Here is a 12,687-nt window from a genome sequence, read left to right as displayed (position 1 = left end):
GTCAAACCGTGTCCCCCCGGTGCAACAGCAGCAGGTGTCTCCAGGCCTCGCTCTTGAACGCCGGGCGTTCGAGCAGGAAGCGTGGGTGATGAGTGGCTACTACCGCACAATCTGGGCCAAAGTGGTTTACGACGATTAGGGTTTTGCCCGTGAAGCTGCCACCCGTCTCGGGAACGGCACGGCTCGCCGCTTGGCCGAGCAGCAGCAGCTTTTTCGGCTTCACCAGCGAAAGATGGTGGCGCGCCAGCTCGACCAGTCGGGGACCTTCGTCCGCGCCGATCTGGCCGGTCACCGGCCGCGCCACGGCGAGCGATGCGAGATGGACGTTCGCGCGGCTCAGCCCCACTGCCAGCAGCATCCGGTCGAGAAGCCGTCCCGCCGGACCGCTCATCAGCGTGTCGCTGTCTTCAGCCTCCGGCATGTCGACCAGCACGGTCCATTCGGCATCGGCGGGACCCGCCGACGGCACGCGCGACGTCATCCACTGCGCCTCTGGCGCGGCGTCGCTCATCCGCCAGGCGACGAACGCCTCGAGCGTATCGGGCAGCGCTTCCGGAGCCTGGGGCTGCGGTACCGCGGAAGCCGGAGCGGCGGCAACGCTCTCGGGGCGCGGCGCCGGGCGCGCGGTCCAGTCGCGCGCCTCGTCCTCCACGAGCATGTCGACACCCGCATCGCGCCACCATTCGAGTGCGCTCGCCAGCGTCTTGTGCCAATCCTGTAGCGGTTCCGCCCCCATACCCGATATTTGAATCCTAGTTGACGCCGCGGTCAATCTGCCTTCATCGACAGATGGACAGGACGTTGCCGGAGCACGATGACAGGCGCGACGCTACGTCCGCCGAAGAGACTCGCAAGGGATTAAGAGGATGAGCGAACGAGAGTCCATGCCCTATGACGTCGTGATCGTCGGCGCGGGCCCCGCGGGCCTCTCCGCCGCGATCCGATTGAAGCAGCTCGCGGGCGATGCCGGCCAGGAATTGTCGGTCTGCATCCTCGAGAAGGGCTCCGAAGTCGGCGCGCACATTCTTTCGGGCGCCGTGATCGATCCGCGCGCGCTCGACGAGCTCCTGCCGAACTGGCGCGAGGACGGCTGCCCGCTCGCGCGCACGCCGGTGACCGAGAACCACCATTGGATGCTGAGCGCCAAGGGCAAGGCCAGCTTCCCCGAATTCCTGACGCCTCCCTATCTGCACAACAAGGGCACCTATACCGGCAGCCTCGGCAACCTCTGCCGCTGGCTGGCCGACAAGGCGCAGGAGCTGGGCGTCGAGATCTTCCCTGGCTTCGCCGCCGCCGAGATCCTCTACAATGACGACGGCAGCGTGAAGGGCGTGGCGACCGGCGACATGGGCGTGGCGCGCGACGGCACGCACAAGCCCGATTACCAGCCCGGGCTCGAGCTCCACGCCAAATACACGTTCTTCGCGGAAGGCGTGCGCGGGCACCTGTCCAAGCAGCTCCAGCGCCAGTTCGACCTGTGCCGCGACGCGCAGCCGCAGGTCTATGGCATCGGCATCAAGGAGCTGTGGGACATCGATCCCGCCAAGCACGTGCCCGGCCGCGTGATCCACACCCAGGGCTGGCCGCTCAAGGAAGGCGAGTCCAATGGCGGCGGCTTCCTCTACCACCAGGCCGACGGCCAGGTCGCGCTCGGCTTCGTCGTCTGGCTCAACTACAAGAATCCCTATCTCTCGCCCTTCCACGAGATGCAGCGCTGGAAGACCCATCCGGCGATCGCCGAGATCCTGCAGGGCGGCAAGCGCGTCTCCTACGGCGCGCGCGCGATCTCGGACGGCGGCTGGCAGTCGGTGCCCAGGCTGACGATGCCGGGCGCGGTGCTGATCGGCGACACCGCCGGCTTCCTCAACGTGCCCCGCATCAAGGGCACCCACACCGCGATGAAGAGCGGCATGATGGCCGCCGAGGCCGCCTTCGCGGCGGTGCAGGCCGGGCGCACCAGCGACGAGCTCACTGCCTATACCGATGCCTATCGGTCGAGCTGGGTCGAGAAGGAGTTGCGCGGCGTCCGCAACGTCGTTCCGCTGGTCAAGAAGTTCGGCGATACCTGGGGCACGCTGTTCTCGGGCGTCGCGATGTGGATGGAGCTGATCGGCCTGCGCTGGCCCTTCACGATGAAGCACCATCCCGACCATGAGAGCCTGCTGCACGCCAGCGAAGCGCGACCGATCGAATATCCCAAGCCCGACGGGGTGCTGACCTTCGACCGGCTCTCCTCGGTGTTCGTCTCGAACACCAATCACGAGGAGGATCAGCCGGTCCATCTCACGCTCAAAGATCCGGACATTCCGATCCACTATAATCTGCCGGTGTACGCGGAGCCGGCGCAGCGCTACTGTCCGGCCGGCGTGTATGAAGTCGTGGGGGAAGGCGATGATCTGCGGTTCCAGATCAACGCGCAGAATTGCGTGCACTGCAAGACCTGCGACATCAAGGATCCCACACAGAACATCAACTGGGTGGTCCCCGAAGGCGGCGGCGGCCCCAATTATCCGAACATGTAGCCTGGCGCTGGCGCTCGCCGCGGCGCTGCCCGCGGCCGCGCAGGTGCCGGGCGATCCGGCCATCTTCGTTCGCGCCCGGGCTGCCGATGCGGAGGGCGCGGCCGATCTCGCCGCCGCCGGCTATGCCCAGGCGCTCGCCGCCGCGCCCGACGACGCGGTGATCGCGCGCCGCGCCTATCGCCAGGCGCTCGCGGCGGGGGACTATACGCTCGCCTCGCGTTCCGCCGCCGTGCTCGTGCGTGCCGGCAACGCGCCGCCCGACACCGCCATTCTCGCGCTCGGGCTGGCGCTGCGTGCCGGCGACGCGGCAGGCGCGGGCCGGGCGGTGGACCGGATCGCCCACGGGCCGTTCGACTTTCTCGCGCCCCCCCTGCGCGCCTGGCTCGCCTTCGACCGCGGCGAGGATGCCGTCGCCCAGCTCGATGCCGAGCCGCCCAATGCGCTCGCCCGGCGCTACACCGCGCGCCACCGCGCGCTCCTGCTGATCGCCGCGCATCGGCGCGACGAGGCACTGGTCGCGCTCGCGCCGCTGCTCGCCACCGGTGACGCGGCGGACCTGCGCATCGACGCTGCCCAGCTGCTCGCACGCACCGGCGATCGGAAGGCGGCGCGCAAGCTGCTCGACGCTGCGGGGGAAGGCGCCTGGGCCAAGCGGCTGGTAAAGGGCGCCAAACCCGGCGCATCGTTCGGCGCCGCCCGGCTGTTCCTCGATCTCGCAGCCGAGATCGGCGAGGAGGACATGGCCGATCTTTCGATCGTGCTGGCCCGCGCCGCGTTGCTGCTCGATCCCGAAGAGGATCGCGCCCGGCTGCATCTCGCCAGCGCGCTCTCCGTCCACGGATCCAGCGCGCTCGCGCTCGCGGAGCTCGCGGCTGTCGATCGCAAGAGCGCCGCATCGCACGCCGCGGGAGCAGTCGAGATCGCGGCGCTGCGCAGCGCCGGCCGGCTTCCCGAAGCGCTCGAGCGTGCCCGTGCGCTGGCGGAAAGGCGCGGCGCGACGCGCGACGACTTCGAAACCTATGGCGACGTGCTGGCCGAGAGTGGGGACCAGGCCGGTGCGGCGCGGGCCTATGCCGCGGCGCTCGCCCGCAGCGGCGACGGCTCGGAATGGCGGCTTCACTATCTCCAGGGTCGCGCGCTCGACCGCTCGGGCCAGTGGGAGGATGCGCGCGCGGCGCTTCGCCGGGCAGTCGCGCTGGGCCCCGATCAGGCCGATGCGCTCAGCTATCTGGGCACCGCCGAAATCGAGCGCGGCGGCGATCTCGTGGAGGCCCAGACGCTGCTGGAGCGCGCTGCCAGGGTCGAGCCCGAAGACCCGCACGTCGCCGATTCGCTCGCCTGGGCCTATTTCCAGCGCGGCGACGCAGCGCGCGCTCTGCCACTGCTCGAGCGGGCGGTGCAGGGTGACCCCGCCGGCGCGCGGGCGAACGAACATCTCGGCGACGTTTATTGGCGGCTCGGGCGCCATTACGAGGCGCGCTATGCCTGGCGCGCCGCCGCGGTTCAGGCCGAAGGCGACGCCGCGGCCCGCCTCCAGGCCAAGCTCGCGGGCGGCGCGGAGGCGCGGCCATGATCGTCGAGCCTGCCCGCGCCAAGCTCAACCTTGCGCTCCATGTCCGGGCGCGCCGTCCCGACGGCTATCACGAGCTGGAGACGCTGTTCGCCTTCGTCGAGCATGGCGATCTGGTCCATGTCGCGGCTGCGCCGGAGCCGGCCTTTGCGCTGAGCGGCCCCTTTGCCGGTGCTCTGGCTGCCGAGGGCGACAATCTGGTAACCCGCGCCGAGCAGCGGTTCGTGGAGACTTTCGGCGGCGGCGCGCACGCGATCCTGCTGGAGAAGCACCTGCCCATAGCCTCCGGGATCGGCGGCGGATCGGCCGATGCGGCGGCGACGCTGCGCGCGCTGGCGCGGCTTCATGACGCCGACCTGCACGACCCGCGCCTCTTCGCCATCGCCGCTGGGTTGGGATCTGACGTCCCCGCCTGCCTGCTCGGCACCACTGCGATCGGCCGCGGCAGGGGCGAGCGGCTCGAGCCGATCGAGGGGCTGCCCGGCATGCCCGTGCTGCTGGTTAACCCTGGCGTCGCGGTGTCGACCGCCGACGTGTTTCGACGCTGGGACGGCGGGGATCGCGGCCCGATCGGCGAGGGGCCGCTGCTCGACGTGGCGCTCGCCGGCCGCAACGACCTGGAAGCCCCCGCGCTGGCCATCGCTCCGGTGATCGGCGAAGTCCTCGCGGCGCTCGGCGCCCGGCCCGGCGTCCGGCTCGCGCGCATGTCGGGATCGGGGGCGACCTGCTTCGCCCTCTTCGACAGCGTTGAGGCACGCGCCGCCGCTGCCTCCGCCCTGGCAAGGCCAGGCTGGTGGGTCGCCGGGACCAGCCTCGCATGAGTGCGATGATCCGCGTCCAGCATGACGGCTTCGTCGCCACGATCAGCCTTGCGCGCGCCGAGGCGAAGAACGCGCTGCCGATCGCGGCCTGGGAAGCGCTCTCCGAGGCCGTCCGAGCGTGGGGCGCGGCGCGCGTAGTGATCCTCAAGTCCGCCGTGCCCGGCATCTTCTCGGCCGGCGCCGACGTGCGCGAGTTCGAGCAGCTCCAGGCCGAGGCCGCGCTGCGTCCGCATTTCCGCATGGCGATGCGCGAGGCGATCGAGGCGATTGCCGCGCTGCCCGTCCCGGTGATCGCTGCGATCGACGGCGGCTGCTTTGGTGCCGCGGTGGCGCTCGCGCTCGCGGCCGATGTGCGTATCGCGGGCGACGGTGCCGAATTCGCGACGCCGCCCGCGCGGCTCGGCCTCGGCTATCCCGAGCAGGATGTCGCGCGGCTGTCGGCGCAAGTGGGGAAGGGGATGGCCGCGCTCATGCTCTTCACCGGCGATCGGCTCGGTGCCGAGGAAGCGCGGCGCATCGGCCTGGTCGAGCTGCGCGCCAGCGATGCCGGCGAGATGGCTGCCTCGATCGCGGCGACGATTGCCGCGAACGCGCCGGGTGCGGTGCGCTTGCTCAAGCGCACGCTCGCAGGCCGGCAGGGGCTCGATGCCGCCTTCGAGGATGCCTTCGGCGGCGCCGAATTCGCCGAGGGGCTCCGCGCCTTCCGCGAGCGCCGGAAACCCGATTACAAATGAACGCACCTGCCGAGATAATCGAGGGAAAGCAGCGGGATATATTGTTTCTCTGCGATCACGCCTCAAATAGGGTCCCGCCCGATATCGACTTGGGCGTGGCGCCCGAGCTGTTCGATCTTCACATCGGCGTCGACATCGGCGCCGGGCCGCTCACGCGCAGCCTCGCCGAGCGGCTCGACGCACCCGCGATCCTCGCCACCGTCTCGCGGCTGGTGATCGACCTGCACCGCGAGCCCGATCATGTCGGCCTGATTCCCCACCGCAGCGACGGGCATGCGATCCCCGGGAACGATCCCGTCGACCGGGAGGCGCGGATCGCGCGCTTCCACGCGCCCTATCACCGCCTGCTCGCGTCGCGGATTCGCGCGCAACGGCCGCGGCTGATCCTGTCGATCCACAGCTTCACGCCGTGCCTCGAGCATGGCGGCACCGATCGTCCCTGGCATGTCGGCGTGCTCTACAATCGCGATGCCCGCGCCGCGGCGCCTGCGATCGACTATTTCCGCGCGCGGGGCATCGAGACCGGCGACAACGAGCCCTATTCGGGGCGGCTGCTCAACGCGACGCTCAACCGTCATGCCGAGGCGAACGGCATTCCCTCGGCTGCGATCGAGGTCCGCAACGATCTCATTCGCGATACCGCGGGCGTCGCGCGCTGGACTGACATCCTCGCTGGCTTGGCAGAATTTTTGCGCAATAGTCTTGCGTCGTAGCGCTTGTTTGCGCAATGGCCTGTCGCGCCATGACCAATCGCTTTGACAAATCCAAGCTCCCCAGCCGCCACGTCTCGGTCGGCGTCGAGAGCGCTCCGCACCGCAGCTATTACTACGCCATGGGCCTCACCGAAGAGGAGATCGCCCGGCCGTTCGTCGGCATCGCCTCGGCGGGCAACGACAGTGCGCCCTGCAACACCACGCTCGACATGCAGGCTGACTGGTGCCGCACCGGCGTGAACGAGGCCGGCGGCATGCCGCGCCGCTTCAACACGATCACCGTGACCGACGGTATCGCGATGGGCCATCAGGGCATGAAGTCCTCGCTGGTCAGCCGCGAAGTCATCGCCGATTCGGTCGAGCTCAGCGTCCGCGGCCATTGCTATGACGCGCTCGTCACCTTCGCGGGCTGCGACAAGTCGCTCCCCGGCATGATGATGGCGATGCTCCGCCTCAACGTGCCTTCGATATTCGTCTATGGCGGCTCGATCCTGCCCGGCCGCTGGCACGACCGCGACCTGACGGTGATCGACGTGTTCGAAGTCGTCGGCCGCTATGCCGCCGGCAAATGCCCGCTCTCCGAAGTCACCGAGATCGAGAAGGCGGCCTGCCCGGGACACGGCGCATGCGGCGGCCAGTACACCGCCAACACCATGGCCTGCGTGGGTGAGGCGATCGGTTTGTCCTTGCCTAACAGTAACATGGCGCCAGCTCCTTACAAATCACGTGAGGAGATCGCGGTCGCCGCGGGCCGTCAGGTGATGGAGCTGATCGCGCGCAACATCCGTCCGCGCGACATCTGCACCCGTGAAGCCTTCGAGAATGCCGCACGCATCGTCGCGGCGACCGGCGGTTCGACCAACGGCGCGCTCCATTTGCCGGCGATGGCGAACGAGGCCGGGATCGAGTTCGACCTGTTCGACGTCGCCGAGATCTTCAAGACCACGCCCTACATCGCCGATCTCAAGCCCGGTGGCCGCTATGTCGCCAGGGACATGCACGACGCGGGCGGCATCTATATGCTGATGAAGACTCTCGCCGCCGAGGGCTTCCTGCATCTCGACTGCATGACCGTCACCGGCAAGACGCTGGGCGAGAACATCGACCAGGTCACCTGGAACCCCGACCAGAAGGTCATCTACGACGCCAAGACGCCGATCACGCCCACCGGCGGCGTCGTCGGCCTGCGCGGCTCGCTGGCGCCCGACGGCGCGATAGTGAAGGTCGCAGGGATGAAGCGACTCCAGTTCACCGGCACGGCCAAGGTGTTCGAGCGCGAGGAAGACGCCTTCGCCGCGGTCGAGGCCAACGAAATCAAGGAGGGGACGGTCGTCGTCATCCGCTACGAAGGGCCCAAGGGCGGCCCCGGCATGCGCGAGATGCTGGCGACCACCGCGGCGCTCTATGGTCAGGGGTTGGGCGAGAAGGTGGCGCTGATCACCGACGGCCGCTTCTCGGGCGGCACGCGCGGCTTCTGCATCGGCCATGTCGGCCCGGAAGCGGCCGAAGGCGGCCCGATCGCGCTGGTCGAAGACGGCGACGAGATCAGCATCGACGCCGAAGCCGGCACGGTCGACCTCAACGTTCCCGAGGAGGTGCTCGCCGAACGCCGCGCCAAGTGGCAGCCGCGCACCAATGATTACCAGTCCGGCGCCCTCTGGCGCTTTTCCCAGAATGTCGGCCCTGCCTATAAGGGCGCGGTGACGCACCCGGGAGCCAGCGCCGAACGCCATGTCTACGCGGACATCTAGCGCCACGATATTGCTGCTGCTCGCCGCCTGTGACCGCGTGCCGTCCCGAGAGGCGGCCGCGGAGCCGGCCAATGCGACGACCGCCGACGCCGCCGAGCGGATCGAATGCGCGGCGGCGGGCGAGACCGCGTTCGGGCGAACCTGCGTTGTGGAGCGCGAGGGGGCGGGGCTCACGCTGCGCCACCCCGACGGCGGCTTCCGCCGGCTGCTGCTGACGCAGGACGGTCAGCTGCGCGCCGCCGACGGAGCCGAAGCCGCGGTGGTGACGCCGCTCGGGGGAGGCAAGGTCGAAGTCGCGCTCGGCGGCGCGCGCTACAGGCTGTCCCTCGCGCAATGAGCCCTTCCGACGCCCCGATCGTCACTGCGGCGCAGATGGCGGCGGCGGAGCAGGCGCTGTTCCGTAGTGGCACGTCGCAGGACTCGCTGATGGAGCGGGCAGGGGCCGCTGTCGCGCGCGAGACTGCCCGCTTCGCGTTCGGCCGCCCGATCCTGGTGCTCGCTGGGCCCGGCAACAACGGCGGCGACGCCTATGTCGCGGCGCGATTGCTCAAGAAATGGGGCCATGACGTCACTCTCGTGGGTGTCGGCGAGCCCAAGGCCGGTGCCGCCTCGCGCATGGCGGGGCAATGGGACGGGCCGACCAGCTCGCTCTATGCCGCGCGTCCGCGCCCGGTGCTCGTCGACGGGCTATTCGGCACGGGCATGGCGCGTCCGCTCGATCGCGGGCTTGCCGCGGTCTTCGCCGAGCTTTGCGCGGGCGCCGATTTCGCGCTGGCGATCGATCTCCCTTCAGGCATCGCCGCCGATAGCGGCGCGGACCTCGGTGCTCCACGCGGGATCACCGCTACGCTGGCGCTGGGCGCGCTCAAGCCGGGGCACCTGCTCGACGCCGGGCTCGAGCGCAGCGGCCGGCTCCTGCGCACCGACATCGGCGTTCCGATCGAGACTCAATGGCGCACGGTCGCGCGACCGCAGTCGTCGAGGCCCCGCGCGCACAGCCACAAATACAGCCGCGGGCTCGTCGCCGTGGTCGAAGGCGCGATGCCCGGCGCCGCGCGGCTCGCGGCGCGTGCGGCAATGGCAGGCGGCGCGGGCTACGTCGTGCTTGCTGGCAATCGACCCTGGAGCGATGGTCCCGACGCGCTCGTCCGCCGCGAAGTCCACAGCAGCGAGGATCTCGCCGAGTTTCTCGCCTGGGACCGGGTGGACGCTATCGTCCTCGGTCCCGGACTCGGCCGAGACCGCCGCGCGGAGGCCTTTCTCCGCACTGCCTTCGCCGTTCCCAAGCCGCTGGTTGTTGACGGCGATGCGCTGACGCTGCTCGGCGAAGGGGCGGCGCAGTGGCTCGGCACGCGCACCGCGCCGACCTGGTTGACCCCGCACGGCGGCGAGTTCGACCGGATGTTCCCCGGCGAGGGGAGCAAGATCGATCGCACGCTCGCCGCAGCGGCCGCGACCCGCGCCACGATCCTCCACAAGGGCGCCGACACGGTAATCGCCTCGCCCAAGGGCGAGGTACGCGTGCTTTCCGGCGCCTCGCCCTGGCTCTCGACCGCCGGGACGGGCGATGTGCTCGCAGGCTTGCTCGCGGCGCAGGTGGCGCAGGGCGGCAAGGGGCTGGCGCCCGCCGCGGCGGCCGCATGGCTCCACGCGCGCGCGGCGCAGCTTGCGGGACCGGCGTTCATCGCCGATGGGCTGATCTCCCATATCCCAGAAGCGGTCGCGGAATGTCTCTAAACCAAGCCGAAGTCCTGCGCGTCGCCGCCCGCGGCGATGGCGTCACTGCCGACGGGCGCCACGTCCCCCTCGCCGCGCCGGGCGACACGGTGCGCGAGGACGGCAGCGTCGTCCCCGGCCCGCACCACCAGCAGCCCCCGTGCAAGCATTTCCCCGAATGCGGGGGTTGCCAGCTACAGCATCTCGACGATGCGGCATGGAGTCGCTTCATCGTCGATCGCGTCGCGGGCGCGCTCGCCGCGCAGGGGCTCAAGGCCGAGATTCGCGAGCCCATGCTCTCGCCGCCCAACACGCGCCGCCGCGCCACACTCCATGCCGAGCGACGCGGGCGGCAGATACTGATGGGGTTCACCGAGCAGAACAGCCACAAGCTGATCAACCTCGAGGAATGCTGGATCCTCGCGCCCGAGCTGTTCGCGCTGGTGGCGCCGCTCCGCGGGCTGCTCGCCGCGCTGCTGCCCGGCACGCGCCGCGTGAACGTCCACCTCGCCCAGGCCGACCAGGGACCCGACGTGCTGATCGACGGCATGGAGGCCGAGGGGCTCGCCGCCGCCGAGGCGCTCACCGCCTTCGCCAGCCGCCACAAGCTCGCGCGGCTGTCGCTCGACGAGGGGTTGGGGCCTACAGCGCGCTGGGAGCCCGATCCGGTCACGGTGACGCTGGGCGGTGTTCCCGTGCCGCTTCCCGCGGGCAATTTCCTCCAGGCGACGCCCGAGGGCGAGGCCGCACTGGTCGCCGCGATGCGCGAGGCGGTGGGCGAGGCGCGGACGATCGCCGACCTGTTCGCAGGCCTCGGCACCTTCACCTTCGCGCTGCCCCACGCCCGCGTCTATGCCGCCGAGGCCGCACGCGACTCGATCCTGTCGCTCAAGGCCGCAGCGGGCCTGGCCCAGCGCGCGGTGTTCGCCGATCACCGGGACCTGTTCCGGCGCCCGGTGTCGCGTGCCGACCTGGGCAATTTCGATGCCGTGGTGCTCGATCCGCCCCGCGCAGGTGCCCGCGAGCAGGTAGCGGAACTGGCGGATTCGAGGACGCCGGTGATTGCCTATATCTCCTGTAATCCCAGCACATTCGCACGCGATGCCGAAATTCTATCTGAGGGTGGTTACACGCTCGACTGGGTACAGCCGGTCGGCCAGTTCCGCTGGTCGACGCATGTCGAGCTGGCCGCGCGGTTCACGCGTCAGGGATAATCCGCGCGCAGGAAGAACAGGCCGTCCGAAGGCGCATTGAGCCCCAGCCTCGCCCGGTCCCGCGCCTCCAGCGCCTCTCCGATATCCTCTGGCGCCCATCGGCCCTGGCCGACCAGCGCGAGGCAACCGACCATCGAGCGCACCTGGTGGTGCAGGAACGACCGTGCCGAGGCACGCACCAGCACGCGCTCGCCCACGCGCACCACGCTCAACCGGTCGAGCGACTTGACCGGGCTCTCCGACTGGCAATGCACCGAACGGAAGGTGGTGAAGTCATGCCGCCCCACCAGCAGGTCGGCGCCTGCCTGCATCGCCGCCTCGTCGAGCGGCAGCGCGATCCGCCATGCCAATCCCTTCTCCCAGGTGAGCGGCGCGCGGCGATTGACGATGCGATATTCGTAATGGCGCCCGAGGCACGAGAAGCGCGCGTGCCAGTCGTCGGGCACCGGCACGCAATCGAGGATCGCCACCGGGTTGGGCCGCAGCCTCGAATTGAGCGCCTCCATCAGCCGGAAGGGCGTGATCGGCTTTTCGATCTCGAGATGCGCGCGCATCCCCGTCGCGTGGACGCCGGCGTCGGTGCGCCCCGCGGCATGGACGACCACGGTCTCGCCGGTGACCGCGAAGGCGGCTTCCTCGATCGCTTGCTGGACGCTGGGGCCGTGATCCTGCCGCTGCCAACCCATGAACGGGCGGCCGTCAAATTCCACGGTGAGGGCGAAGCGCGTCAAAGTCGGCTCCCTGCGGGGATAGTGAAGCCGCGTAGCAACTCCTCTGACGTCATGACGCCGCGCCCCGCGCGCTGGACGAGGATCGGACGGATCGCGCCGGCCGCGCAGGCGATGACGAGACCCGGCGAGGCCAGGTCGAGCACTAGCCCGCTCGTGCCGCCCGCGGGGAGAGGAAGAACCTCGGCGCTATGCACCCGGATCCGCTCGCCCGCGTATTCGAACCATGCCCCCGGCGCCGGGTTGAACGCGCGCACCTGCCGTTCGACCTCGACCGCGCTGCGGGTGAAATCGAGCCGCGCCTCGGCCTTGTGGACCTTGGGCGCATAGGTGACGCCATCCTCGGGTTGCGGCACCGGCGGATGCGCTTCGGGGTCGGCGAGCACCTGCACCATCAGCCGCGCACCCATGGCGCTGAGCTCGGCGGCGAGTTCGCCCGCCGTCTTGGCGTCGACCGGGGTGCGCTCCTCGAGCCGCACCGGGCCGGTATCGAGCCCGGCCTCCATCTGCATGATTCCCACGCCGGTCTCGGCGTCTCCCGCCAGGATCGCGCGCTGGATCGGCGCGGCGCCCCGCCAGCGCGGCAGCAGCGAGCCATGGACGTTGAGACAGCCGAGCCGCGGCGCGTCGAGCACCGCGCGCGGCAGGATCAGCCCATATGCGGCGACCACCGCGACATCGGCCTCCGGCGCCGCGAACGCCGCCTGCGCCTCGGCGTCGCGCAACGTCAGCGGCGTGCGCACCTCGATCCCCAGCGCTTCAGCCCGGGCATGGACCGGGGAAGGGGTGAAGGCCTTGCCGCGCCCGGCGCGCCGCGGCGGCTGGCTGTATGTCGCCACGACGTCGTGCCCCGCCGCGACCAGCGCATCGAGCACCGGCACCGCGAATTCGGGGGTTCCCATGAAGATGATCCGCATA

At 70.2% G+C, this 12,687-nt stretch carries 12 protein-coding genes; 9 read left to right on the top strand and 3 right to left on the bottom strand.

Going from position 1 to position 12,687, the window contains the following annotated elements; all coding sequences use genetic code 11:
* Nucleotide 1 precedes the first annotated feature (1 nt).
* A complete protein-coding gene (locus J7500_RS11060) occupies nucleotides 2–736 on the bottom strand; it encodes a uracil-DNA glycosylase family protein (RefSeq protein ID WP_294061762.1) in 735 nt (244 codons plus the stop codon).
* Nucleotides 737–866: 130 nt separating this feature from the next.
* On the opposite strand from J7500_RS11060, the gene J7500_RS11055 reads away from it, so the two are divergent.
* The 9 genes from J7500_RS11055 to J7500_RS11015 are packed head-to-tail and all read left to right on the top strand — an operon-like array spanning nucleotide 867 to nucleotide 11,041.
* Nucleotides 867–2,522, top strand: coding sequence for an electron transfer flavoprotein-ubiquinone oxidoreductase (locus J7500_RS11055; protein ID WP_294061761.1), 1,656 nt, complete (start codon nucleotides 867–869; stop codon nucleotides 2,520–2,522).
* 43 nt (nucleotides 2,523–2,565) lie between these two features.
* Nucleotides 2,566–4,095 carry a tetratricopeptide repeat protein gene (locus J7500_RS11050; protein WP_294061760.1) on the top strand — a complete coding sequence of 510 codons (1,530 nt, stop codon included), beginning with the start codon at nucleotides 2,566–2,568 and terminating at the stop codon, nucleotides 4,093–4,095.
* Nucleotides 4,092–4,913 carry a 4-(cytidine 5'-diphospho)-2-C-methyl-D-erythritol kinase gene (locus tag J7500_RS11045; protein ID WP_294061759.1) on the top strand — a complete coding sequence of 274 codons (822 nt, stop codon included), beginning with the start codon at nucleotides 4,092–4,094 and terminating at the stop codon, nucleotides 4,911–4,913. Before J7500_RS11050 ends, J7500_RS11045 begins: the two co-directional genes overlap by 4 nt.
* Nucleotides 4,910–5,647, top strand: a complete 738-nt coding sequence (locus J7500_RS11040) for an enoyl-CoA hydratase/isomerase family protein (protein WP_294061758.1) — start codon at nucleotides 4,910–4,912, stop codon at nucleotides 5,645–5,647. Before J7500_RS11045 ends, J7500_RS11040 begins: the two co-directional genes overlap by 4 nt.
* Nucleotides 5,644–6,360: an N-formylglutamate amidohydrolase gene (locus tag J7500_RS11035; protein ID WP_294061757.1), complete on the top strand. Its 717-nt coding sequence runs from the start codon at nucleotides 5,644–5,646 to the stop codon at nucleotides 6,358–6,360. Before J7500_RS11040 ends, J7500_RS11035 begins: the two co-directional genes overlap by 4 nt.
* A 29-nt stretch (nucleotides 6,361–6,389) precedes the next feature.
* Nucleotides 6,390–8,111 (top strand): dihydroxy-acid dehydratase, encoded by a 1,722-nt coding sequence (ilvD, locus tag J7500_RS11030; RefSeq protein WP_294061756.1) that lies wholly within the window; start codon nucleotides 6,390–6,392, stop codon nucleotides 8,109–8,111.
* A complete protein-coding gene (locus tag J7500_RS11025; protein WP_294061755.1) occupies nucleotides 8,092–8,448 on the top strand; it encodes a hypothetical protein in 357 nt (118 codons plus the stop codon). Before ilvD ends, J7500_RS11025 begins: the two co-directional genes overlap by 20 nt.
* Nucleotides 8,445–9,848 carry an NAD(P)H-hydrate dehydratase gene (locus J7500_RS11020; RefSeq protein ID WP_294061754.1) on the top strand — a complete coding sequence of 468 codons (1,404 nt, stop codon included), beginning with the start codon at nucleotides 8,445–8,447 and terminating at the stop codon, nucleotides 9,846–9,848. Before J7500_RS11025 ends, J7500_RS11020 begins: the two co-directional genes overlap by 4 nt.
* Nucleotides 9,839–11,041, top strand: a complete 1,203-nt coding sequence (locus tag J7500_RS11015; RefSeq protein WP_294061753.1) for a class I SAM-dependent RNA methyltransferase — start codon at nucleotides 9,839–9,841, stop codon at nucleotides 11,039–11,041. The genes J7500_RS11020 and J7500_RS11015 overlap by 10 nt, the downstream gene beginning before the upstream one ends.
* On the opposite strand, the gene truA is transcribed toward J7500_RS11015, so the two are convergent.
* Nucleotides 11,032–11,772 carry a tRNA pseudouridine(38-40) synthase TruA gene (gene truA / locus J7500_RS11010; RefSeq protein ID WP_294061752.1) on the bottom strand — a complete coding sequence of 247 codons (741 nt, stop codon included), beginning with the start codon at nucleotides 11,770–11,772 and terminating at the stop codon, nucleotides 11,032–11,034. The genes J7500_RS11015 and truA overlap by 10 nt on opposite strands.
* A complete protein-coding gene (gene fmt / locus J7500_RS11005) occupies nucleotides 11,769–12,686 on the bottom strand; it encodes a methionyl-tRNA formyltransferase (RefSeq protein ID WP_294061751.1) in 918 nt (305 codons plus the stop codon). The genes truA and fmt overlap by 4 nt, the downstream gene beginning before the upstream one ends.
* Nucleotide 12,687 lies beyond the last annotated feature (1 nt).

Source organism: Sphingomonas sp., from assembly GCF_017744835.1.
Taxonomy (GTDB): domain Bacteria; phylum Pseudomonadota; class Alphaproteobacteria; order Sphingomonadales; family Sphingomonadaceae; genus Sphingomonas.
This window is presented reverse-complemented; position numbering and strand designations above follow the sequence as displayed.

What these genes read in the sequence shown, in the direction of transcription:
- J7500_RS11060 (WP_294061762.1), bottom strand. Translation starts at nt 736, where the DNA reads ATGGGGGCGGAACCGCTACAGGATTGGCACAAGACGCTGGCGAGCGCA.
- ilvD (WP_294061756.1), top strand. Translation starts at nt 6,390, where the DNA reads ATGACCAATCGCTTTGACAAATCCAAGCTCCCCAGCCGCCACGTCTCG.
- J7500_RS11015 (WP_294061753.1), top strand. Translation starts at nt 9,839, where the DNA reads ATGTCTCTAAACCAAGCCGAAGTCCTGCGCGTCGCCGCCCGCGGCGAT.
- J7500_RS11035 (WP_294061757.1), top strand. Translation starts at nt 5,644, where the DNA reads ATGAACGCACCTGCCGAGATAATCGAGGGAAAGCAGCGGGATATATTG.
- J7500_RS11020 (WP_294061754.1), top strand. Translation starts at nt 8,445, where the DNA reads ATGAGCCCTTCCGACGCCCCGATCGTCACTGCGGCGCAGATGGCGGCG.
- J7500_RS11025 (WP_294061755.1), top strand. Translation starts at nt 8,092, where the DNA reads ATGTCTACGCGGACATCTAGCGCCACGATATTGCTGCTGCTCGCCGCC.
- J7500_RS11045 (WP_294061759.1), top strand. Translation starts at nt 4,092, where the DNA reads ATGATCGTCGAGCCTGCCCGCGCCAAGCTCAACCTTGCGCTCCATGTC.
- fmt (WP_294061751.1), bottom strand. Translation starts at nt 12,686, where the DNA reads ATGCGGATCATCTTCATGGGAACCCCCGAATTCGCGGTGCCGGTGCTC.
- J7500_RS11055 (WP_294061761.1), top strand. Translation starts at nt 867, where the DNA reads ATGAGCGAACGAGAGTCCATGCCCTATGACGTCGTGATCGTCGGCGCG.
- J7500_RS11040 (WP_294061758.1), top strand. Translation starts at nt 4,910, where the DNA reads ATGAGTGCGATGATCCGCGTCCAGCATGACGGCTTCGTCGCCACGATC.